We start from the raw sequence: 19,637 nt of genomic DNA on the forward strand, positions 1-19,637 counted from the left end.
TAAAAGCCCGACGACGGACAGGATGTCCTAGTCAGGCGAAAGCCACAGGACGTGGCGTTTTGAGCGTGATTGGTTCAACTAACAATCAGTGGGGAATGAAGGAAAACCCCCACTGATTGAAGTTTCACTTTATCTATTACATTTAAAACGTATTGCTAAGGAGGATGGAAATGAGTTTCCTAGAAAGAATGAAAGATGAAATTTTAATAGCTGATGGTGCAATGGGAACTCTTCTTTACTCTTATGGAACGGATAGTTGTTTCGAAAATTTGAATCTCTCCCATGCTGAACAAATCCAACAAATTCATGAAGCATACATTCTTGCGGGCGCGAATTTGATTCAAACCAACACTTACGCTGCTAATTACTTAAAATTGCAAAGATATGGACTAGAAGAACAGGTGAAAGAGATTAACACCTATGCGGTTAGAAATGCTAGAAATGCAATAAAAAAAGACGCGTATGTTGTAGGAACAATAGGTGGAATTAGAGGAATAAGGCCAAATACTGTTTCAATTGAGGAAATAAAGAGAAGCTTTAGAGAACAGCTTTATTGCCTTTTGCTAGAAGGTGTAGACGGTATCTTGCTAGAAACCTATTATGATCTTGAAGAGCTTGAACATGTCTTAGCTATTACAAGAAAAGAAACGGATTTGCCGATTATTGCCCAAGTTTCTCTTCATGAGGTTGGAATTCTCCAAGATCAAACACCAATTTCTGAAGCACTTTCTCGCCTAGAAAAGTTAGGGGCTGATGTAGTTGGGTTAAATTGCAGACTCGGCCCACACCATATGCTGTTGACTTTAGAAGGGATTCCTCTTCCAAAGCAAGCTTATTTATCCTCTTATCCAAATGCGAGTATACCTGCTTATACAGATGGCAAATTTCACTATGAAGGAGATTCTGAATATTTCAGGCAATCTGCAAGGGACTTTCGGAATCAAGGTGTACGACTTCTTGGTGGATGCTGCGGAACAACTCCTGATCATATTCGTGCATTTGCAAAAGAATTAAAGGGACTCCCTCCTATTACTGAAAAGAAGGTAAAGAATAGTAAAAAGATAATTATTTCAAATTCATCTGCAACCTTACGAGAAGATCCTCCTTTGCAGGATATAGTTAAAGAACGAGCATCCATTATCGTCGAACTTGACCCACCCAAAAAACTAAATACAGATAAATTTTTCGAAGGGGCTAAAGCGTTAGAAAATATTGGAATCGATGCGATTACGCTCGCGGATAATTCTTTAGCTTCTCCAAGAATTTGCAATTCGGCAATTGGTTATCGGATTAAAAAGGAAATAGGCACACGGCCATTGATCCATATTACATGCAGAGATCGAAATATTATTGGATTGCAGTCCCATTTAATGGGGCTGCATACCCTTGGACTTCATGATGTTCTTGCTGTCACTGGTGATCCAGCTAGAGTTGGAGATTTTCCAGGGGCATCGTCTGTTTATGATATGTCTTCCTTTGAATTAATCCAAATGATAAAACAATTAAATGCAGGTTTATCCATATCAGGTAAAGATCTTGGTGAAAAAACAGCTTTTTCTGTTGGTGCTGCTTTTAATCCGAATGTGAAATCACTTGATAGAGCTGTGCAGCGACTTGAGAAAAAAATTGAATATGGCGCCGATTACTTTATAAGCCAGCCTATTTTTTCAGAGGAAAAATTAATAGAGGTTCATGGAGCAATTAAACATTTAAAGAAACCGTTATATATCGGGCTTATGCCATTAACAAGCAGTAAAAATGCAGAATACCTTCATCATGAGGTACCAGGTATTAAAATATCAGATTCAATTCGCGCTCGAATGGCTGAGCTTAAAGATGACTCGATACTTGCTGCTCGTGAAGGAATTGCCATTACGAAATCTTTAATTGATGCTGCAACAGAATTATTTAACGGAATTTATTTAATTACTCCGTTTATGCGCTATGAAATATCAGTTGAATTATCAGCATATGCCCATGAAACAAGTGCCAAGATTTCAAGGAGGAGACAAAATGCGGAAGTCACAATTAACTGAACAACTAAAGAAAAAAATACTCATTATGGATGGCGCAATGGGAACTATGCTTCAGAACGCCAATTTGTCACCTGAGGATTTTGGCGGAGAGGAATATGACGGTTGTAATGAAAACTTAAATATCACTTCTCCTTCTGTTATAGAGCAAATTCATATTGAATATTTACAAGCAGGCGCAGATATTATTGAGACGAATACTTTTGGTGCGACAGGCATTGTTCTGGATGAGTACAATCTTGGCCATAAGGCGTATGAGATAAATAAAAAAGCTGCACAGATAGCCAGAAAAGCAGCTGATCAGATTTCAACAACAGACTGGCCAAGATTTGTTGCGGGCTCACTTGGCCCAACAACTAAAACATTAAGTGTCACTGGCGGTACAACTTTTGAAAAACTTATTGAATCTTATGAAGAACAAGCGATTGGGCTAATTGATGGACAAATCGACCTTCTCCTTTTGGAAACGAGTCAAGATATGCTGAATGTAAAAGCTGGATTTATCGGTATTCAAAAAGCATTCGAAAAAAAAGGAAAGCAATTGCCTATTTTTGTTTCTGGCACAATCGAACCAATGGGTACAACACTAGCTGGTCAATCGATTGAAGCATTTTATATTTCGCTGGAACATATGAAGCCATTAGCTGTCGGTTTGAATTGTGCGACTGGACCTGAGTTCATGCAGGACCATATCCGTTCCCTATCAAGTCTTGCCTCAGCTGCCGTAAGCTGTTATCCAAATGCAGGATTACCAGATGAAGAAGGACAATATCATGAAACACCTGAATCGCTTGCGAAAAAGCTGGGGGGATTTGCTTCTGAAGGCTGGCTCAATATTGTCGGAGGTTGTTGCGGAACGACACCGGAACATATTAAAGCCATTGCTGATGAAATGAAAAACTATCCACCAAGAAATTTTGAAAAAAAATTAGTCCATAAAGTTTCCGGTATCGAACCTCTTATCTATGATGATCCTACCCTCCGTCCTATTATGGTTGGAGAACGCACTAATGTCATCGGGTCTCGTAAGTTTAAAAGATTAATAAAAGAAGCTAAATATGAGGAAGCTTCTGAAATTGCTCGTGCACAAATGAAAGGAGGAGCACATGTCATTGATGTCTGTCTCGCAGATCCTGATCGTGATGAAATCCATGATATGGAATCCTTCATGAAGGAGCTTGTCAAAAAAGTGAAGGCCCCTCTTGTTATCGATTCAACTGATGAGATAGTTATTGAAAAAGCTCTTTCATATTCACAAGGCAAGGCCATTATTAACTCTATTAACCTTGAAGACGGTGAAGAGCGATTTAGTGCAATTGCTCCCCTCGTTCACAAATACGGAGCTGCCGTTGTTGTCGGAACGATTGACGAAAAAGGCATGGGTGTTTCAGCTGAGAAGAAGCTTGAGATTGCAAAACGGTCCTTTGATCTGCTCGTTCATAAATATGGCTTTCAACCAGAAGATCTCATATTTGATCCTCTTGTTTTCCCTGTTGGCACTGGTGACGAACAATATATTGGAAGTGCAAAAGCAACAGTTGAAGGGATTCGTCTAATTAAAGAAGCCTTCCCTGAAGTTCAAACCATTCTTGGAATCAGCAACATCTCTTTCGGCCTCCCTCCTGTCGGTCGTGAAATTTTGAATTCTGTTTTTCTCTATCACTGTACACAGGCTGGACTCGACTATGCGATTGTCAATACGGAAAAGCTTGAAAGATTTGCTTCCATTCCAAAAGAGGAAGTTAAGCTTGCGGAGTCACTATTATTTGAAACGACTGATAAGTCACTTGCTGAATTTACCGACTTTTACCGAGATAAGAAAAAAGAACAGAAAAGCATCATGCCTGACATGACGCTTGAAGAACGCCTTTCCTATTATATTATAGAAGGAACAAAGGAAGGACTTATTCCAGATTTGGAAGAAGCATTAAGCAGATATCCTGCCCCACTCGATATTATTAACGGACCCTTAATGAATGGCATGAAGGAAGTCGGACGTTTATTTAATGATAATCAGCTCATTGTGGCAGAGGTTTTGCAAAGTGCAGAGGTAATGAAGGCTTCTGTTTCATTTCTTGAGCCTTTTATGGAGAAAGACGACTCAAGTGCAGGAAAAGGTAAAATTGTATTGGCTACTGTAAAGGGTGATGTACACGATATCGGTAAAAATTTGGTCGATATCATTTTAAGCAATAATGGATATAAAGTAATCGATCTTGGCATTAAAGTTCCACCTTCAGAGCTAGTTGAAACGATTAAAAGAGAAAAACCAGATATGGTTGGATTATCAGGCTTGCTCGTAAAATCTGCTCAGCAAATGGTCCTAACTGCACATGATTTGAAGCAGGCAGGAATAGATATCCCTATTCTTGTTGGCGGTGCTGCTCTTTCACGTAAATTCACAGATACAAAAATTGCTAAAGAATATAATGGACTTGTCCTATACGCTAAAGACGCCATGAATGGACTCTCCATCGTCAACCAACTGCAGAATCCTGAAGAATATGAAATATTAAAGCGTGAGCATTTAGAAAAGCAAGCAAAGACTCAAAATGCTGTTCCATTTGATAGAAGCACGATTTCAGCTTCAACTGCTGTAAAAGTTCGCCCAAAACTAAATACGGATGTTCCAGTTTATATACCTTTAGATTTAAAACGACGTGTTTTGACATCGATTTCAATCTCGCATATTGAGCCATATATAAATAAGCAAATGCTGATTGGACATCATCTTGGTCTAAATGGAAAGCTTGAGAAGCTGCTTGCAGAAGGTGATGAAAAGGCGATAAAAATTAATGAAATTGTAAATGGATTAATTGAAGATGCAAAGGAAAAAGGCTGGATCGCCCCAGCAGCTGTTTATCAATTCTTCCCTGCCCAATCGGATGGAGATAAGGTACTGATTTATAATGAAAAGCAGACGGATATTATCGAAGTATTTGAATTTCCAAGACAGGAAGTAGAACCATATCTATGTTTAGCAGATTATTTAAAACCAAAGGACAGCGGCCAAATGGACTATGTCGCATTTTTTACTGTTACGGCTGGAAAAGGGATTAGGCAGGTTGCTGACAATTTAAAGGCACAAGGAAGATTTCTAGAATGTCATGCACTGCAATCACTTGCACTTGAAACGGCAGAAGGCTTTGCAGAACTCGTTCATAGACAGATACGTGACCGTTGGGGCTTCCCTGATCCTGTTGATATGACAATGAAAGCGCGCTTCGCTGCGAAATATCAAGGGCAACGCTTTTCATTTGGCTATCCAGCTTGTCCTGATTTAGAGGATCAGCGAAAGCTATTCAATCTCATTCGTCCTGAGGATATTGGTGTTCATTTAACAGAAGGCTGTATGATGGAGCCTGAAGCATCCGTTTCTGCTATCGTTTTTGCTCATCCGGAGGCGAAGTATTTTAACGTTTCTAAGGTTTAGGTTATTTGATAGCAATATTTGAATCTTCACATTAATAATAAGTTGGGCTGTCTTTTATTCATTGACAGCCTTAACTGTTATATTAAATGTATTGTTACCCTAACTATGCAGTTGTTTCTTTAACAATTATACGAATCACTCTGTCATTTTTTGGATCAAATTTGATGTTAATAAATAAGCCAAATTCTCTTCCTCCCTCAACTACTACAAGCTTAAATTTTTCAATAGAAGAATTTGCTTTGTCTTCCCTGCCAATGTGAAGATAATCGACAATTTTCGCTTTTGGGTATTTTTCCTTTGCCGTTTTCACTGCTAGTTGTCCCCATTTTGCATAGGGAGGTGCTTCAGGTTGCGCATACGTTATGGATGTAGGAATAAATATAAGCATAAATAAACTTAATACAATAGGAAGATGCTTTCTATTCATTACCCTTCATACCCTTTCCCATTTCTCAATTCCTCTCTGATCCGTTCTTCCTCTTCTTTTACAGAAATATAAGCAATTTGTTCTTCCAATAAATGATGAAATATATCTTTATCTTCTTGGCATTCAAATCCTAAATCTTTTTTCATACCTATTACACCCCTTCAAATGTTCGTTTTATAATAGAATTTGACAATGCTCTCTTTGTTATTCCAAGTTGCGTGATTCATGTCACAAAGCCTGTTTCCTTTTAAGTTTATAATTAATATTAATCAGAAAAAATAAAATGTGGTGAGTATAATGGATAATAAATTTATTTCTCTATATACGGAAATTGGTGGCGCAGAAACGATTGAAAAGCTTGTGAATGCATTCTACCCACGAGTTTATGCGGATAAGGATTTAAGCCCTTTGTTTCAAGATGATATGGAGGAAATAAAAAGAAAACAGATAATGTTTCTTTCACAATTTACTGGAGGACCTGCTCTATACAGTCATGAATTTGGGCCGCCTGCTATGCAGAAACGCCATCTTCCATTTGAGATTACACCGAAACTGGCAAAATGTTGGCTCCATTGTATGAGAGAGGCATTCGAGGAGATTGGTCTAAATGAACATCCTGCAGGAATTCTGTTTTATGATCGATTAAAACAGGTGGCAGCAATAATGGTTAATTGTCCTGATCAATAGAAAAACGTAAAGCCCCCTAATAATCAAAAACGAATTAAGGCAAAATGAAAAGGCATGATTCCAGTGCAATACCGGATTCATGCCTAGCAAGCTGCTAATGAATAACCCGTGTCTAACTTTTATGAGTCACTTCATAGTCATGCGTTTCTTCCATCACTTATGTATGTCCCATTTTTTTAAATAAATTTTCTGAGTGAGCAAGGATAATGATGACAATCAACGTTGAAAGTACGAACAAAAGATCCATTGACTTGTATAAATAAGATACGGCAACCGGAATCATACAAAACGAAGCGAGACCTGCAATCGTAAAGCTTTTAGACATAGGATATATAATTATAAAAACGATAATAATCAGCAGTGCTAACAATGGTTCAAAAGTAATGATTCCGCCTATAAAAGTTGAAACCCCTTTTCCCCCTTTTAAGTGAAAAATTATTGGCTTAATATGACCAATTACGGTTAGCGTTAAACCGAATAATAGCTCAATTTCCGAGAGATTTAGAATCTTCCCAATAAGAATGACAAGACTGCCTTTCAGTGCATCACCAAGAAATGTGATGACAAATGCTTTTTTTCCATATAAACGTCCAATATTTCTAGCTCCTGGATTTCCTGATCCTTGAGTATGAATATCCCCTTTTTTACGGATGAATTTTACTAGAAAATGAGCAGTTAAAAAATTTCCGATAAAATAGGAGCCAATATAGAAAAAAATCGTATTCATCATTATTATCTCCAGCCTTTTTATTAGCAGTTTAATAGCAGTGATTTTAGCTAGTAATTTGTGTGGTACATTTAGGTAATGCTTATTATATAGATATGTATGATACTAGAATATATCCTTATTATCCTAGATTTCATATTAATAATTCAATAGTTAAAGGCAGTTTCATAGGTCTTTTTTCGACCATGAAACTGCCTTAGTTCTGTCTAATAGAAATTTTTCATTAAGTGTGCAAACTTCTTTCTCGATTATTTTTTCAAGTTCAGTTCTCCTTGTTGCTTATATGAACCAATTTCATAAGAAGAAATTTTCTGTGGTGATAATGCATATATTGATTTTCCAATAAAAAGTAATCTTTCAATGTTGTTTTCCCATTCCTCATATGGAGCCTTAGCGTCCTGATGAGTTAATTTTGTCTTTAATGTAAATCCCTTCTTTAAGTCAATATTGTAGACATAGGCACCTTGGAATTCATAGTTGGACTCATATTGACTATTTTCTGAATTTTGATATACGGCTATCGGAAATGCAAAAATGTTTTTCTTTTTATCATATAGAAGTGCTTTATGGTCATAGTTGAGTGGTGAATACGTTCCTCTGCCTCCTATAATTTCTGTGAATTTTTCTTTTGGATTAGCCATGTCACTAACATCGAATAGCGAGATTTTTACTCCATTCGTTAATATAATTGGCTGATTTCCTTCTCCTTTCCCAGTTAATACCTTCGTATCATGCCCGAAGCCAATAACATGATTTTCATCATAGGGGTGCAGATAGTTGCTAAATCCAGGTATTTTTAATTCTCCTATTACCTTTGGTTTTTGTGGGTTTGAACCATCTATAACAAATAAGGGATCTGTTTGCTTAAAAGTCACAATATATATTCGGTCATTCATGAAACGTGCGGAATAGATTCGTTCACCTCTAGCTAAATCCTCTAGTTCTCCAACCTGCTTTAAATTTTGATCAAGGATATAAAGATTATTTGCTGATGGTCTTTTATCATCCCAAACCTGGCCTTTTGTTGTGGCAATTCTAAAATATCCTTTATATTCATCCATTGAAAATTGATTCAATACCGTTCCCGAAACTTCACTAGAGCTATGGAAATCCACTTTCATCCCATTGACAGTAAATTTATAAACTGACGTATCAGCCTGGAAGGAATGATCATTCTGTGTTGAATAAGGATAATAATTCGTAACGGCAAGATAAAGATTGTCTTTTGACATGTAGATATTATCGCCGCTTCCTAAATAAGTTGAGAGACTTATATCAGCTTTTGGATTATTAAGGTCAATTACAGCAATATTCGTGAAATTAGATTCGTTGGAATCCGGGAAATATTGAATTTTATTATAGTCTATCGGCTGCATGGCAGTTTGTTTTGCGGAATCAAAGTATTTTGGCCTCATATCCATTTCTGGATTATCTTTCAGCAACCATATATCTGCATATTTATTTGCGATTAAATATACTTTACCATCCATTAATCTCGATGACATAAGGTAGCCTTCAATTTCTATCTCTCTTACTTTTTTAGGGCTCTTTTTGTTTTTCACATTATAGATATACGCTTTTGTTGTTTCATGGATAGGGGCAATCCTTATTTTCGCGCTATCATTTTGTTGAGATGAAGGCTGATTCATGTTTCCGTAGCTATGGCCCATGATCACCAATTGATCCTTGTGTAAAAACATTTGGTAAGGAGAGAAGGATTGTTCAAATGTAATCTTTGACTCTAAAGACATTTGATTCGAAGGAACTGCTTTTACAATTTGCACTTTTCCATCTACGACCTGGTAGATATGTGATCCATCTGTTTTAACAACATCCCCTTCATCAATTCCTTTAACTTGTACATTTGTTTCCGAATAATCCGCACCTGCATCATTAGATTTTGAAGATTCCTCTTTAGCCGTATTCATTTCAGAAGTTTTTAATTCTCTTTGCTCTTCTTTTAATCGTTTTAATAATTGGGCATTCAATTTACTCTTTGAGTCAACAGTAGGCAGTTTTTCTTTCACTGTGAAGGTTTGCTTATTTATTGATAGCATGTTTCTTCCTAAATCGGATTTTATATCTTTTGTTACATATAAAGTATAATACTGTGGTAGCAATGAATAGCCATTAGCTGGAGGTTCAACCATAATTGTTTTCTGATTATTACTCAAAGAAACAGATACCTTTTGCTTCTCTCCTTTTTCATTACTTACATAAACAGTTTTTTCATTGACACTTGATGGTTTTAGTTTTTCTGAAAAATGAATCTTCCAAACCTTATTTTGAAGTACAATCATTTTATCATCTTCTACATCCATTCCGCTTACAACCTTTAATTGGGTTGTAAAGAAAAACGTGAAAAAGATGATGAAAAATGATACAACTCCGATCATAATAAACCATTTATTTTTCATTGACTTCACCCCTTTATTAGCTATTGACGCATAACCACTTCCATTTGTTACAAATATTGTATAAAAAACCAAATATTTTACCTTGTTTCAAAAAAAAATCCACTCAGGATTTGAGTGGATTTGCTCTTATTTATATGAATTTTACCAGTCTTGTGTATTTTCAAGTAATCTATCTATTTCAATCCGTCTGATTATATTACTAAAATCTTCATCTGCCATATCTACTGTTGCTTCTAATAGTTTATCAATATCTGTTTTTATTAAGATCAAAATCAGACCTCCTTTGTTGAATTGGAGCAATAAATAATATTTTCACTAGATTATTCGTAATCAAGTTGCTAGTTTTGGGGGTACAAAAAAAGAGAAAACAATTTTTATTCATTCAAAATGAACAAGAAATCGTTTTTTTTTTGATTTCTTTTCAGCTGATCTTAATATTTCTGCTTCGTCAAAAAATATAAAAACCATACAGCATGATTTTGTTCATCTAAAGCCGCACGTTTAAAAGCAGCCTTAATTCTTGGATCTGCTGTTTCGTCAGAGACATCTAAATAAAAATCCACAGTTTGCTGTTCATCAATTAGTGCAAACTCAAGCCCCTTTTTATAGTTATTGGGGCATTGTTCCATTAATTGTGGAATTGGTTGACTACCAGTTAAATTTACGTACAATTGTGAAAATGTATGAAGATGCTTACTTTCATCTTGTTTTATTTCAAGGATTTGCTCTTTTTCTTTTTGTGTCGGCGCCATATTTGCTAGTTTTTGATAGCATTGAATAGCACTGTACTCACCATTTATTGCTTTCGTTAAATTTGCGATTATTTTTTCAGTTTGTCTATATGAATTTGGATAATCATAAAATGGATACAATCGTATTCCTCCTCTGTAAAAAAAATATCCCTTTATAATACGAGAAATTTCATTTAATGTGCCTATTTTTGATTCTGTTGTTTGAAAGTAAAAGTTGTCTATGAGATGAATAGTCAAAAAACAAACAAAAATCAATTTGATTATGGTATTATATTTAACCGTATGGTTGTTACATAGGAGGTACTAGTTTTGTACAAATTTAATCGAATCATCATTTTTGTTTTTACTACTATTAGCTTTTTTATACTCCCTACATTAACAGCAGCTCATAATGGTGCACGGGATGAATTAGGAGGGCATTTTCGTAAGGCAGATTGTGTCTATTTACTTCATGAACCTTCCTCACTTGCAAAAACAGCAGCCAATATGGATGAACTCATTCAATTAATTAAAAAATATAACAGCAATTCCAGTTGTGCATCTGGTTTGTCTAAAGAAAATGTTGATTTAGAGGGCTATTCATTTCCAAACCAAAATGAAACAGGTCAAAAGGAAGTTTCAACACCATCTGATAATATATCTTCTACAGAAGAACCAAATGATGCGATTAAATTAGGTACGAGGTATCCTGCTGAACTTGTAAAATGCACCGATGGGGATACTGCACAATTTAAGATAAACGGACAAACCTATATAACAAGATTTTTATATATTGATACACCAGAAAGCACAAACAAAATAGAACCGTTTGGAAAAGAGGCAAGTACATATACATGCTCCTTCTTAAGGTCAGGAAATATTACGCTGGAAACGGATGGAGATCGAGTTTTCGATAAATATAATCGCTTGCTTGCATGGGTTTGGGTTGATGATCAATTGCTTCAAGAGGAAATAACAAAAGCTGGCTTTGTAGAGGATTTCTATGATTATGGTGACTATTTATATGAAGACCGCATTGTTTCTTCGATGGCTGAGGCAAAAAAATTATCAAAAGGTATGTATGCAACCACAGTTGAAGAGATGGATGAAATAGAAAATAGAACAGTGGCCATTCCAGATAAAACCGAAGAAGCTGTTACAGATCCTACACAAACAGAAAAAATCGACAACAATCAAAAGGATGAAAGCAGCGAAACGAAAGAAAAAAATAGCGAGGAAAATGGGATTTCTGACAAAGTAATAATTGGACTATTAGTAATCGTTTTTCTGTATTATTTTATTAGAAGAAAAAATAGAAAATAAATTCACTGTAAAAGAGACCATATGAAAACTAAACTGCACAATGATTGATTAACAAACTTTTTCAATCATTGTGCAGTTTTTAATGAAATCCCTATTTTTATGATGCTTTATTATGTTCGATTGCTAGTGTATTGTCTTTTCTAATAATTAATCGAGGCGTGGTTGATATTAAAAGGACAGCAACAAATGAACATAATGCAAACGCTCCTAGCATTGTTGCACCATTTACTGCGAAAGAGAATAGAATTGGATCCATACCTTCTGGTGCGTACTCTCCAAAGAAAATAGCTCCTGCAATGAAATGCCAGAAGTATCGCGCCAGACTGCCAACAAATATTGCTGCAACGATCCACCCGTACGCTTTTTTCTTGTCGCCAAAACGCAATTCCTTTTGTATTAAATTATAAAATAAACCTGCAAAACCAATACAAGCGAATGCAATGAAATATTCAATGAATGCTTGAGTAGGTGTGGCAATCCAAGCATCCCCCATTACGATTTGAAGAATACCCCAAAGTAAACCTGAGATTAAGCTAACACGAAATCCCCAGCGAAAGGCTAGAATAAAAATTGGTATCATAGCAACTGAAATCGAAATATTTGGAGTTGGCTTAATCGATGGCAATAGATCTAAAACAATTGCAAATGCAGCAAAAAAAGAAGCCTCGATCAATGCAATCAGACTTATTTTCCTCATAAAAAAAACTCCCCTTTTGTTTAATACGTTACCTCAAGGGGAGAATAGAAATTCATGTAAAATAAACATTCTACTCATGCCACATTCCTACGCTAGAATTGACTAACAGGTTCGAAGGGTCAGAACAACTATGTGTTCACTCTCAGCAATTAGCTCCCCTTGTGGTTACGTTTATGTAATTGTTCCTATATTAGTATATATGACTTTCCAACATATGTGAAGTTGAAATGTTCATATTACTCCCCTCTCAACTTCCTAAATTATTAATTCCAATTTTTTCTTCATTTTACATGAAAATGGGACTACCCCTGCCCTATTTATGTTATTTATAATAATAATACATAAGGGAGGGAATACATTGAAATTACGTTTAAATAAAACTTCAGCAATTTCAGTAATTATTGTAGCGTTTTTGGTGATTTTAGCAGCAGTAATTTGGACTGTTCAAGCAGGAAATAAAGCTGAACAAATTCCTTTTTCCTCCGTTGAGAACTTGATAATTGCTCAAAAAGGTGAGCTAGTTACAATCAATGAACATAAAGACGGTAAGCTCATGATTTCTACGAGTGAAGGAAATTATTTTTCGCATGTTCCTCCGAACAGTCAAATGATTGATAAAATAGTAGAAAACTATAATGTTCAATATACATTTTCTTCAAGCAGTCCTTATACACCATGGGTTCTTGGCGGACTTGTTACGGTCCTTGCAGGTATCGGCATTTATTTATATAAATCCGGAAAAGGCGGTTTAGGAGCTGCTAATTCAATGAAGCAAAGTGTTTCTACAGCAAGACCTCTACCTTCTATTTCACTTGCAGATGTTGGCGGTATTCAAGGTGAAATGAAAGAGGAAATTTTGCAAACTCTATCCACACTTAAAGATCCAAATCGCTCTCTTAAAATGGGCGTTAAGCCTCCAAAAGGCATATTACTATATGGACCTCCAGGGACAGGTAAAACCTTGCTTGCCCAAGCGATCGCAAAGGAAATAGGTGCTACTTTCTTTTCTACAAGTGGTTCTGCATTTAATGAAATGTTTGTTGGCGTCGGTGCTTCTCGTGTTCGGACATTATTCCAAAATGCAAGAAAGCAAAAGCCGTCTGTCGTATTTATCGATGAAGTCGATGCCCTTGCTGGTAAAAGAAAGCAGCATGGTGGTGAAGAAAGTGAAAAAACATTAACGGAACTACTCGTTCAGCTTGATGGCGGACAATCAAACGATGGTATCCTATTCATCGCTGCAACGAATCGGAAGGATATGCTCGATGATGCCTTCCTGCGCCCGGGGCGTATTGATTTTTCTTTCCATGTCCCGCTTCCAGATACAAATGGCAGAAAAGAAATTATTGAAATTCATGCAAAAGATCGTGTTTTGGCAGATGATGTTAAAGAATCACTTGAAGGTCTTGCTGAAAGCACTTCAGGTTTTTCAGGCGCAGAGCTTCATTCCCTTTTTGAAACAGCAAGCCGAAGAGCTGTTCGAAACGGACAGGAAGCAATATCCAAGGAAGATCTAGATTTTGCACTTGATCGTACCGTTCTTGGAAGTACAACAAGAGTCTTGCAAGATCCTAATACAAAACAGAGAGTAGCTATTCATGAAGCTGGGCATGCTCTTGTTGCCGCAATTACTAAACCTGGCTCTGTTCGTAAAGCGACCATTATTCCGCGTGGACAAGCACTTGGTTATGTGGCGCCTATTCCAAAAGAAATGCATTTATCGACTACAAGTGATATGCTTGATCAGGTAGCCATGATTTTGGCAGGTGGTGTAGCTGAGCGTCTCATTCTTGGTGAACATAGCATTGGGGTAAGCGGTGATGTCCAACAAGCCAAGCATGTTATAGAGCAAATGGTTGATACTGGCTTACTTGAAGATGGTTTCACATTAACCTTTAATAAGGTTGAAAAAGAAACAAAAATGCTAGAGCTTTTCCATAAGGCTTTAGATAAATCTGAACGACTAATCAATACAAATCGATTACAATTTGAGTACTTAGTCCAAGCACTTCTGAAAAAAGAAACATTAGAAGGCTCTGAGGTTCAAGAAATTGTTTCATCTGAAGAAAAGGAATTTTCTTTTGCGTAAAATGCCGGCTCTCTTTAGGGCCGGTTATTCGACATATATCTATCATTCCGGCAAATTACGCTAATTTTTGACTGAGGAAAGCAGGAAATGTCTGAATTTGCGCTTTCCCAAGAAATATTAAATGAATATTTCACTTATTAATAAATTACCAATCTAACTTGCATTATTTTTATTTTTGAGCATAAACTACATTCAAGACCGTCCACCTCTTCTAACTTCGCATCGTTGCGGGACTAACCAGATCGGAATGTGGACGGTCCATTTATTAAAAAGACCCGCATAGCTTCTCTATGCGGATTTTTATTTTTATTTTTATTCGATTAGCTGAAGCTCTGGAATTAGATCAGATAATGGAACAATGTTTGCTTTATTCTTGTATAAGGGTATATATTGCTGTAATACATCAACCATCATCGGTCCTGTAACTCCTACATGACCAATTGCAATAATACGGTCACTATTATCAAGCTTTTTTGCTAATATATTTGCTTGTTTTGAAATGTGCTGAGGTGTATAAATATCATCAAAAAAGAGATTATTTTCTAAATACGGAATGCCCATTTCTGATGCAAGCTTACCTACAACGCTTTTGCCGGTTGTTTTACTATCAAGATAAAATAATCCATTTGCCTTACAAACCTCTAGGACAATTCTCATGACTCTTTCATCCTCTGTCGCTTTAGAACCCATATGATGATTCATGCCTATGGCATGTGGAATGTCTTTAATAGCAGCCTCCACACGTCTGCGGATTTCTTCGTCGCTCAAATCTGTTGTTATGGCTCCAGGTCCTAACCAGCTTGCCTTCCCTTTTTTCGGCTCCATAGGTAAATGAACTAAGATATCATGTCCATATTTATAGGCCATTTCAGCATCCTCTTTTGAAGTAGGCATAAAGGGCATTATGGCTGCTGTCAAAGTAATTGGAAGCTTTAATATTTCCTCGGTGCCTTTCATATTATTACCGAGATCATCAATAACAATGGCAAGCTCCTTTTTCAGAAAAGGCGCTTCAGCTGATACTGGATTATTTAAAAGAAATATGAGGATTAATATAGCCATTACTCTTTTCAATGAAGAACACTCCCTTTTTCATTATCATTCTCCCCTCACTTTGGTTTAATACTAAAATTTTGTGTTCTCCACGCAACATTGATGTTCAAAAAAATTAGAAAAGACTAACCAGCATTTTTGCCAGTTAGTCTTTTCATTATTTTGGATGCATTTTAAATTCAAGGAATAGGTCGTTATAATAGGCAAGCATCCTTTTTCCAAGGTTTTCATATACTTCAAGCTTTGCCGTCAATTCTTCATCTGGATAGAATCGATCATCACTAATGACTTCTTCGTCCATGTACTTTAGTGCGCCTTTATTTGGCGTAGAATAACCGACATACTCTGTATTTTGTGCGGCTATTTCTGGATCAAGCATAAAATTGATAAATTGATGAGCTGCTTCAGGATTTTTGGATGTTTTAGGAATGACCATATTATCGAACCATAGATTAGATCCTTCCTCTGGAACTACATATTCGACATCTTCATTCTCCCACATAATTTCTTGGGCAACACCGGACCATACTAGCCCAATTCCTGCTTCCCCATTCTCTAATAACATCCGAATTTCGTCTCCAACAATTGCTTTTATATTCGGCGTTAGTAAATCAAGCTTTTCTTTTGCTTCGATAAGATGCTTTTCATCTGTATCATTCAAAGAATACCCTAAGCTATTTAATGACATTCCCATTACTTCACGGGCACCATCAACGATTAAGATTTGATTTTTAAACTTCGGATCCCATAAATCATCCCAGCTAGTAATTTCAATATCACCAATCATCGCTTTATTGTATGCAATTCCGACTGTTCCCCAAAAATATGGAACTGAATAATCATTGTTAGGATCAAAGGACAAATCCATAAAGCGAGGATCAATATATTTTAGATTCGGGACTTTCGAATGATCAATTGGAATAAGCAAATCTTCCTTTATCATTTTGTCGATTGCATACTCAGATGGAATAGCAATATCGTAGGAGGTTCCTCCCTGTTCAATTTTCGTCAACATCGCTTCATTTGAATCAAAAGTTTCATAAATAACCTTGATGCCCGTTTCTTTTTCAAATCTCTTAATTAAATCTTGATCGATGTAATCACCCCAGTTAAAAATCGTAAGGGTGTTTCCTCCTGAATATCCTTGTGCTGCATTCAGTTTGTTTACAGTAATAATTAATATAAACGATACAATTAATACTGCAATTAATGCTCGGGTAAGCTGCTTCATAGTTTTACCCCCAATCCATTCGACCGATTATTCCGTTTTGTAACGAAGTAATAACCAACCACTAAAATCATTGTGAACACAAACAACAAAGTAGAAAGGGCGTTAATATTTAATGAAACTCCCCGTCTTGCAAGTGAATATATTTCAACAGAAAGGGTCGTAAATCCGTTACCTGTTACAAAAAATGTAACGGCAAAATCATCCAAAGAATAGGTTAACGCCATGAAAAATCCCGCAAAGATTCCAGGAGTTATATACGGCAGAATTACTTTTGTTAATACATCCCACCTGCTTGCTCCTAAATCTAAAGCAGCATATATCATTGATGTGCTCATTTCTTCAATCTTTGGAAGAACCATAATGACTACGATTGGAACACTAAAAGCAATGTGAGCAAGTAAAACAGACACGAAACCAAGTTTTATTCCAATAATTGTAAATAAAATCAAAAAAGATGCTCCAATAATAACATCTGGGCTAACAATAAGGACATTATTAAGAGATAGTAAAGTATTTTTCACTCTTCTTCTTCTTGCATAATAAATGGCAAGGGCACCAGCAACACCTAATATAGTCGAAATGACTGCAGATAATAATGCAATAATGACTGTATTTAAAACGATAATTAAAAGTCTAGTATCATCAAATAGCTCACGATACCAATCAAGAGTAAACCCTTCGAATTGATACATCGTTCCACCACTATTAAAAGAATAAAACATTAAATAAAAGATAGGGGCATACAAAATGAGAAATACTATGACTAAATAAATAGATGAAAGTTTAGATTTTTTCTTCATAAGATCCCCCGCTTTCTTTTACCGGTAAGTACCATAATGAGTACCATAGCAATGATTAAAAAGACTGCAATCGTAGAACCCATTCCCCAATCCTGTGTGACGAGGAAATGCTGTTCAATTGCCGTTCCGAGGGTGATAACTCGATTTCCTGCAATTAATCTTGTAAGCATGAATAAGGATAATGCAGGGATAAAAACAACTTGGCAACCTGATTTTACTCCATCTAATGTCAAAGGAAAAATGACGCGTCTAAATGTTGTCCATGGTGATGCACCAAGGTCATTTGATGCGTCAATGAGTGATGGATTCAGCTCATCCAATGCATTAAATATTGGTAAAATCATGAATGGAAGAAAGATATATACAGAGACAAAGATAAAACTAAAATCAGTAAATAATAATTGCTTACTTCCCATTCCCATCACTTCAAACAAGCTATTTGCTGCGCCATAGGTACCAAAAATACCGATAAACGCATAGGCTTTTAACAATAAATTGATCCAGGAAGGCAGAATAATTAATAAAAGCCATAGCTGCTTATGCTTTGTTTTAGTTAGCAAGTAGGCAGTTGGGTATGCAATAATTAAGGTGAAGAACGTGATTAAAAATGCATACCAAAAAGAATTGAATGTCATTTTCAAATAGACTGGTGTAAAGAATTTCTTATAATTATCTATTGTAAAATGTCCTTCGATATCAAAAAATGAATAATATAAGACCAGAAGAATCGGAGTTACGACAAATAAGGCGATCCAAATAACATATGGAATAAGATAAAGGTTACGAGACTTACTTTTCATAATTTCCCTCTTCATATGCTTCCAATCGTTTATCAAATTCCTCTTCTGTCTCTCCGTGTCTCATTACATGTATAGCCTCTGGATCAAAGTGAAGACCAATTTCTTCGCCAACCTTTGCTTTCTTAGTGGAGTGAACAAGCCATTCATTTTCGTCTTGATCATAACAGCTGATTTCATAGTGTACCCCACGGAAAAGTTGAGTATCAACACGAACTCTAAGCTTCCCTTGGTCTGGTTTTGTAATTTCCATATCCTCAGGACGAATAACGATTTCAACCGCTTCATTTGGATTCAATCCACCATCAACACAATCAAAGGTTTTCCCTGCAAACTGGACTGAAAAATCCTCAATCATGATACCTGGAACAATATTCGATTCTCCGATAAAATCAGCTACAAAACGGTTAATTGGCTCATCGTAAATATCTGTCGGTGTCCCGCTTTGTTCAATTTTCCCATTATTAAGGACAAATATCTCATCTGACATGGCTAATGCTTCTTCCTGGTCATGGGTAACGAAGATGAACGTAATGCCAAGCCTGCGCTGAAGTTCACGAAGTTCATATTGCATTTCTGTACGTAATTTTAAATCGAGTGCAGATAATGGTTCATCAAGCAGGATTACTTCAGGTTCGTTAACGATCGCTCTTGCAATGGCTACACGCTGCCTCTGACCGCCTGACATTTCTCTAATTTCACGATTTTCATAGCCTTCCAAATTGACAAAACGAAGTGCTTCTTTTACCTTCTGATCCACTTCATTATTTTTCATTTTTTTAATTCTCAAACCAAAAGCTACATTCTCAAATACATTTAAATGAGGAAAAAGTGCATAGTCTTGGAAAACGGTATTCACTTGTCGCTTATTTGCAGGTACTTCATTTACTACTTTTCCATTCATAATTACTTTTCCTAAAGACGGCTCTACGAAGCCTGCTATCAATCTTAAAATGGTTGTTTTCCCACAGCCTGAGGGGCCAAGCAATGTATAGAACTTCCCACGTTCAATTTCAAAGCTTACCTCCTTCAAAACTGGAGGGTCATCATCATATTGTTTTGTCACCTGCTCAAATAGGATAATCGTATTATTAGTCATTGTATCTCCTTCAATCATAAATTTTCGTTGAATTTCTGTCGAAAAATATCGAATCGTAATAGAAACATTCAAACGTAATAATACCATATTCCT

The 19,637-nt window shown here is 36.2% G+C and carries 17 protein-coding genes and 1 riboswitch; of the genes, 5 read left to right on the top strand and 12 right to left on the bottom strand.

The window, feature by feature from the left end; translation table 11 throughout:
* Positions 1 to 170: 170 nt before the first annotated feature.
* Both FSZ17_RS11830 and metH read left to right on the top strand, forming a co-directional pair.
* Positions 171 to 2,036: a bifunctional homocysteine S-methyltransferase/methylenetetrahydrofolate reductase gene (locus tag FSZ17_RS11830; RefSeq protein ID WP_057770610.1), complete on the top strand. Its 1,866-nt coding sequence runs from the start codon at positions 171 to 173 to the stop codon at positions 2,034 to 2,036.
* Positions 2,014 to 5,466 (top strand): methionine synthase, encoded by a 3,453-nt coding sequence (gene metH, locus FSZ17_RS11835; RefSeq protein WP_057770612.1) that lies wholly within the window; start codon positions 2,014 to 2,016, stop codon positions 5,464 to 5,466. Before FSZ17_RS11830 ends, metH begins: the two co-directional genes overlap by 23 nt.
* Positions 5,467 to 5,569: 103 nt before the next feature.
* Here metH and FSZ17_RS11840 read toward each other — a convergent pair whose 3' ends face one another.
* Positions 5,570 to 5,893 (bottom strand): DUF3889 domain-containing protein, encoded by a 324-nt coding sequence (locus FSZ17_RS11840; protein WP_057770614.1) that lies wholly within the window; start codon positions 5,891 to 5,893, stop codon positions 5,570 to 5,572.
* A complete protein-coding gene (locus FSZ17_RS23390) occupies positions 5,893 to 6,039 on the bottom strand; it encodes a hypothetical protein (RefSeq protein WP_185150614.1) in 147 nt (48 codons plus the stop codon). The genes FSZ17_RS11840 and FSZ17_RS23390 overlap by 1 nt, the downstream gene beginning before the upstream one ends.
* A 151-nt stretch (positions 6,040 to 6,190) precedes the next feature.
* On the opposite strand from FSZ17_RS23390, the gene FSZ17_RS11845 reads away from it, so the two are divergent.
* Positions 6,191 to 6,580, top strand: a complete 390-nt coding sequence (locus FSZ17_RS11845; protein WP_057770616.1) for a globin domain-containing protein — start codon at positions 6,191 to 6,193, stop codon at positions 6,578 to 6,580.
* Between the two features lie 157 nt (positions 6,581 to 6,737).
* On the opposite strand, the gene FSZ17_RS11850 is transcribed toward FSZ17_RS11845, so the two are convergent.
* The 4 genes from FSZ17_RS11850 to FSZ17_RS11860 form a co-directional block, all read right to left on the bottom strand.
* Positions 6,738 to 7,310 carry a glycerol-3-phosphate acyltransferase gene (locus FSZ17_RS11850; protein WP_228460180.1) on the bottom strand — a complete coding sequence of 191 codons (573 nt, stop codon included), beginning with the start codon at positions 7,308 to 7,310 and terminating at the stop codon, positions 6,738 to 6,740.
* Positions 7,311 to 7,555: 245 nt separating this feature from the next.
* Entirely contained in the window at positions 7,556 to 9,724 is a 2,169-nt protein-coding gene (locus FSZ17_RS11855; protein WP_057770620.1) for a beta-propeller domain-containing protein, read from the bottom strand.
* Between the two features lie 141 nt (positions 9,725 to 9,865).
* On the bottom strand, positions 9,866 to 9,994 hold the full coding sequence (locus tag FSZ17_RS23925) for a hypothetical protein (protein WP_267128880.1): 129 nt from the start codon (positions 9,992 to 9,994) through the stop codon (positions 9,866 to 9,868).
* Between the two features lie 161 nt (positions 9,995 to 10,155).
* Positions 10,156 to 10,596, bottom strand: coding sequence for a ferritin-like domain-containing protein (locus FSZ17_RS11860; RefSeq protein ID WP_057770622.1), 441 nt, complete (start codon positions 10,594 to 10,596; stop codon positions 10,156 to 10,158).
* A 189-nt stretch (positions 10,597 to 10,785) separates the two neighbouring features.
* On the opposite strand from FSZ17_RS11860, the gene FSZ17_RS11865 reads away from it, so the two are divergent.
* Positions 10,786 to 11,778 carry a thermonuclease family protein gene (locus tag FSZ17_RS11865; protein WP_057770624.1) on the top strand — a complete coding sequence of 331 codons (993 nt, stop codon included), beginning with the start codon at positions 10,786 to 10,788 and terminating at the stop codon, positions 11,776 to 11,778.
* A 97-nt stretch (positions 11,779 to 11,875) separates the two neighbouring features.
* Here FSZ17_RS11865 and thiT read toward each other — a convergent pair whose 3' ends face one another.
* Positions 11,876 to 12,475, bottom strand: a complete 600-nt coding sequence (gene thiT, locus FSZ17_RS11870) for an energy-coupled thiamine transporter ThiT (protein ID WP_057770625.1) — start codon at positions 12,473 to 12,475, stop codon at positions 11,876 to 11,878.
* Between the two features lie 67 nt (positions 12,476 to 12,542).
* Positions 12,543 to 12,645: riboswitch (TPP riboswitch) on the bottom strand.
* Positions 12,646 to 12,833: 188 nt separating this feature from the next.
* Here thiT and FSZ17_RS11875 point away from each other — a divergent pair.
* Complete coding sequence (locus FSZ17_RS11875; RefSeq protein ID WP_057770627.1) at positions 12,834 to 14,564, top strand: AAA family ATPase; 1,731 nt, start codon at positions 12,834 to 12,836, stop codon at positions 14,562 to 14,564.
* A 312-nt stretch (positions 14,565 to 14,876) separates the two neighbouring features.
* On the opposite strand, the gene FSZ17_RS11880 is transcribed toward FSZ17_RS11875, so the two are convergent.
* The 5 genes from FSZ17_RS11880 to FSZ17_RS11900 form a co-directional block, all read right to left on the bottom strand.
* Entirely contained in the window at positions 14,877 to 15,626 is a 750-nt protein-coding gene (locus FSZ17_RS11880) for a divergent polysaccharide deacetylase family protein (protein WP_082625212.1), read from the bottom strand.
* 148 nt (positions 15,627 to 15,774) lie between these two features.
* Positions 15,775 to 16,848, bottom strand: a complete 1,074-nt coding sequence (locus tag FSZ17_RS11885) for an ABC transporter substrate-binding protein (RefSeq protein ID WP_057770630.1) — start codon at positions 16,846 to 16,848, stop codon at positions 15,775 to 15,777.
* Positions 16,845 to 17,648, bottom strand: coding sequence for an ABC transporter permease (locus FSZ17_RS11890; RefSeq protein WP_057770632.1), 804 nt, complete (start codon positions 17,646 to 17,648; stop codon positions 16,845 to 16,847). Before FSZ17_RS11890 ends, FSZ17_RS11885 begins: the two co-directional genes overlap by 4 nt.
* A complete protein-coding gene (locus tag FSZ17_RS11895; RefSeq protein WP_057770634.1) occupies positions 17,645 to 18,448 on the bottom strand; it encodes an ABC transporter permease in 804 nt (267 codons plus the stop codon). Before FSZ17_RS11895 ends, FSZ17_RS11890 begins: the two co-directional genes overlap by 4 nt.
* On the bottom strand, positions 18,438 to 19,544 hold the full coding sequence (locus FSZ17_RS11900; RefSeq protein WP_057770732.1) for an ABC transporter ATP-binding protein: 1,107 nt from the start codon (positions 19,542 to 19,544) through the stop codon (positions 18,438 to 18,440). The genes FSZ17_RS11895 and FSZ17_RS11900 overlap by 11 nt, the downstream gene beginning before the upstream one ends.
* Positions 19,545 to 19,637 lie beyond the last annotated feature (93 nt).

Source organism: Cytobacillus dafuensis (genome assembly GCF_007995155.1).
Lineage (GTDB): Bacteria > Bacillota > Bacilli > Bacillales > Cytobacillaceae > Cytobacillus > Cytobacillus dafuensis.

Excerpts from the sequence above, each read along its gene's own strand:
- FSZ17_RS23390 (WP_185150614.1), bottom strand. The coding sequence starts at position 6,039 with ATGAAAAAAGATTTAGGATTTGAATGCCAAGAAGATAAAGATATATTT.
- metH (WP_057770612.1), top strand. The coding sequence starts at position 2,014 with ATGCGGAAGTCACAATTAACTGAACAACTAAAGAAAAAAATACTCATT.
- FSZ17_RS11840 (WP_057770614.1), bottom strand. The coding sequence starts at position 5,893 with ATGAATAGAAAGCATCTTCCTATTGTATTAAGTTTATTTATGCTTATA.
- FSZ17_RS11845 (WP_057770616.1), top strand. The coding sequence starts at position 6,191 with ATGGATAATAAATTTATTTCTCTATATACGGAAATTGGTGGCGCAGAA.
- FSZ17_RS11895 (WP_057770634.1), bottom strand. The coding sequence starts at position 18,448 with ATGAAAAGTAAGTCTCGTAACCTTTATCTTATTCCATATGTTATTTGG.
- thiT (WP_057770625.1), bottom strand. The coding sequence starts at position 12,475 with ATGAGGAAAATAAGTCTGATTGCATTGATCGAGGCTTCTTTTTTTGCT.
- FSZ17_RS11885 (WP_057770630.1), bottom strand. The coding sequence starts at position 16,848 with ATGAAGCAGCTTACCCGAGCATTAATTGCAGTATTAATTGTATCGTTT.
- FSZ17_RS11855 (WP_057770620.1), bottom strand. The coding sequence starts at position 9,724 with ATGAAAAATAAATGGTTTATTATGATCGGAGTTGTATCATTTTTCATC.
- FSZ17_RS11900 (WP_057770732.1), bottom strand. The coding sequence starts at position 19,544 with ATGACTAATAATACGATTATCCTATTTGAGCAGGTGACAAAACAATAT.
- FSZ17_RS11830 (WP_057770610.1), top strand. The coding sequence starts at position 171 with ATGAGTTTCCTAGAAAGAATGAAAGATGAAATTTTAATAGCTGATGGT.
- FSZ17_RS11850 (WP_228460180.1), bottom strand. The coding sequence starts at position 7,310 with ATGATGAATACGATTTTTTTCTATATTGGCTCCTATTTTATCGGAAAT.
- FSZ17_RS11880 (WP_082625212.1), bottom strand. The coding sequence starts at position 15,626 with ATGGCTATATTAATCCTCATATTTCTTTTAAATAATCCAGTATCAGCT.
- FSZ17_RS11890 (WP_057770632.1), bottom strand. The coding sequence starts at position 17,648 with ATGAAGAAAAAATCTAAACTTTCATCTATTTATTTAGTCATAGTATTT.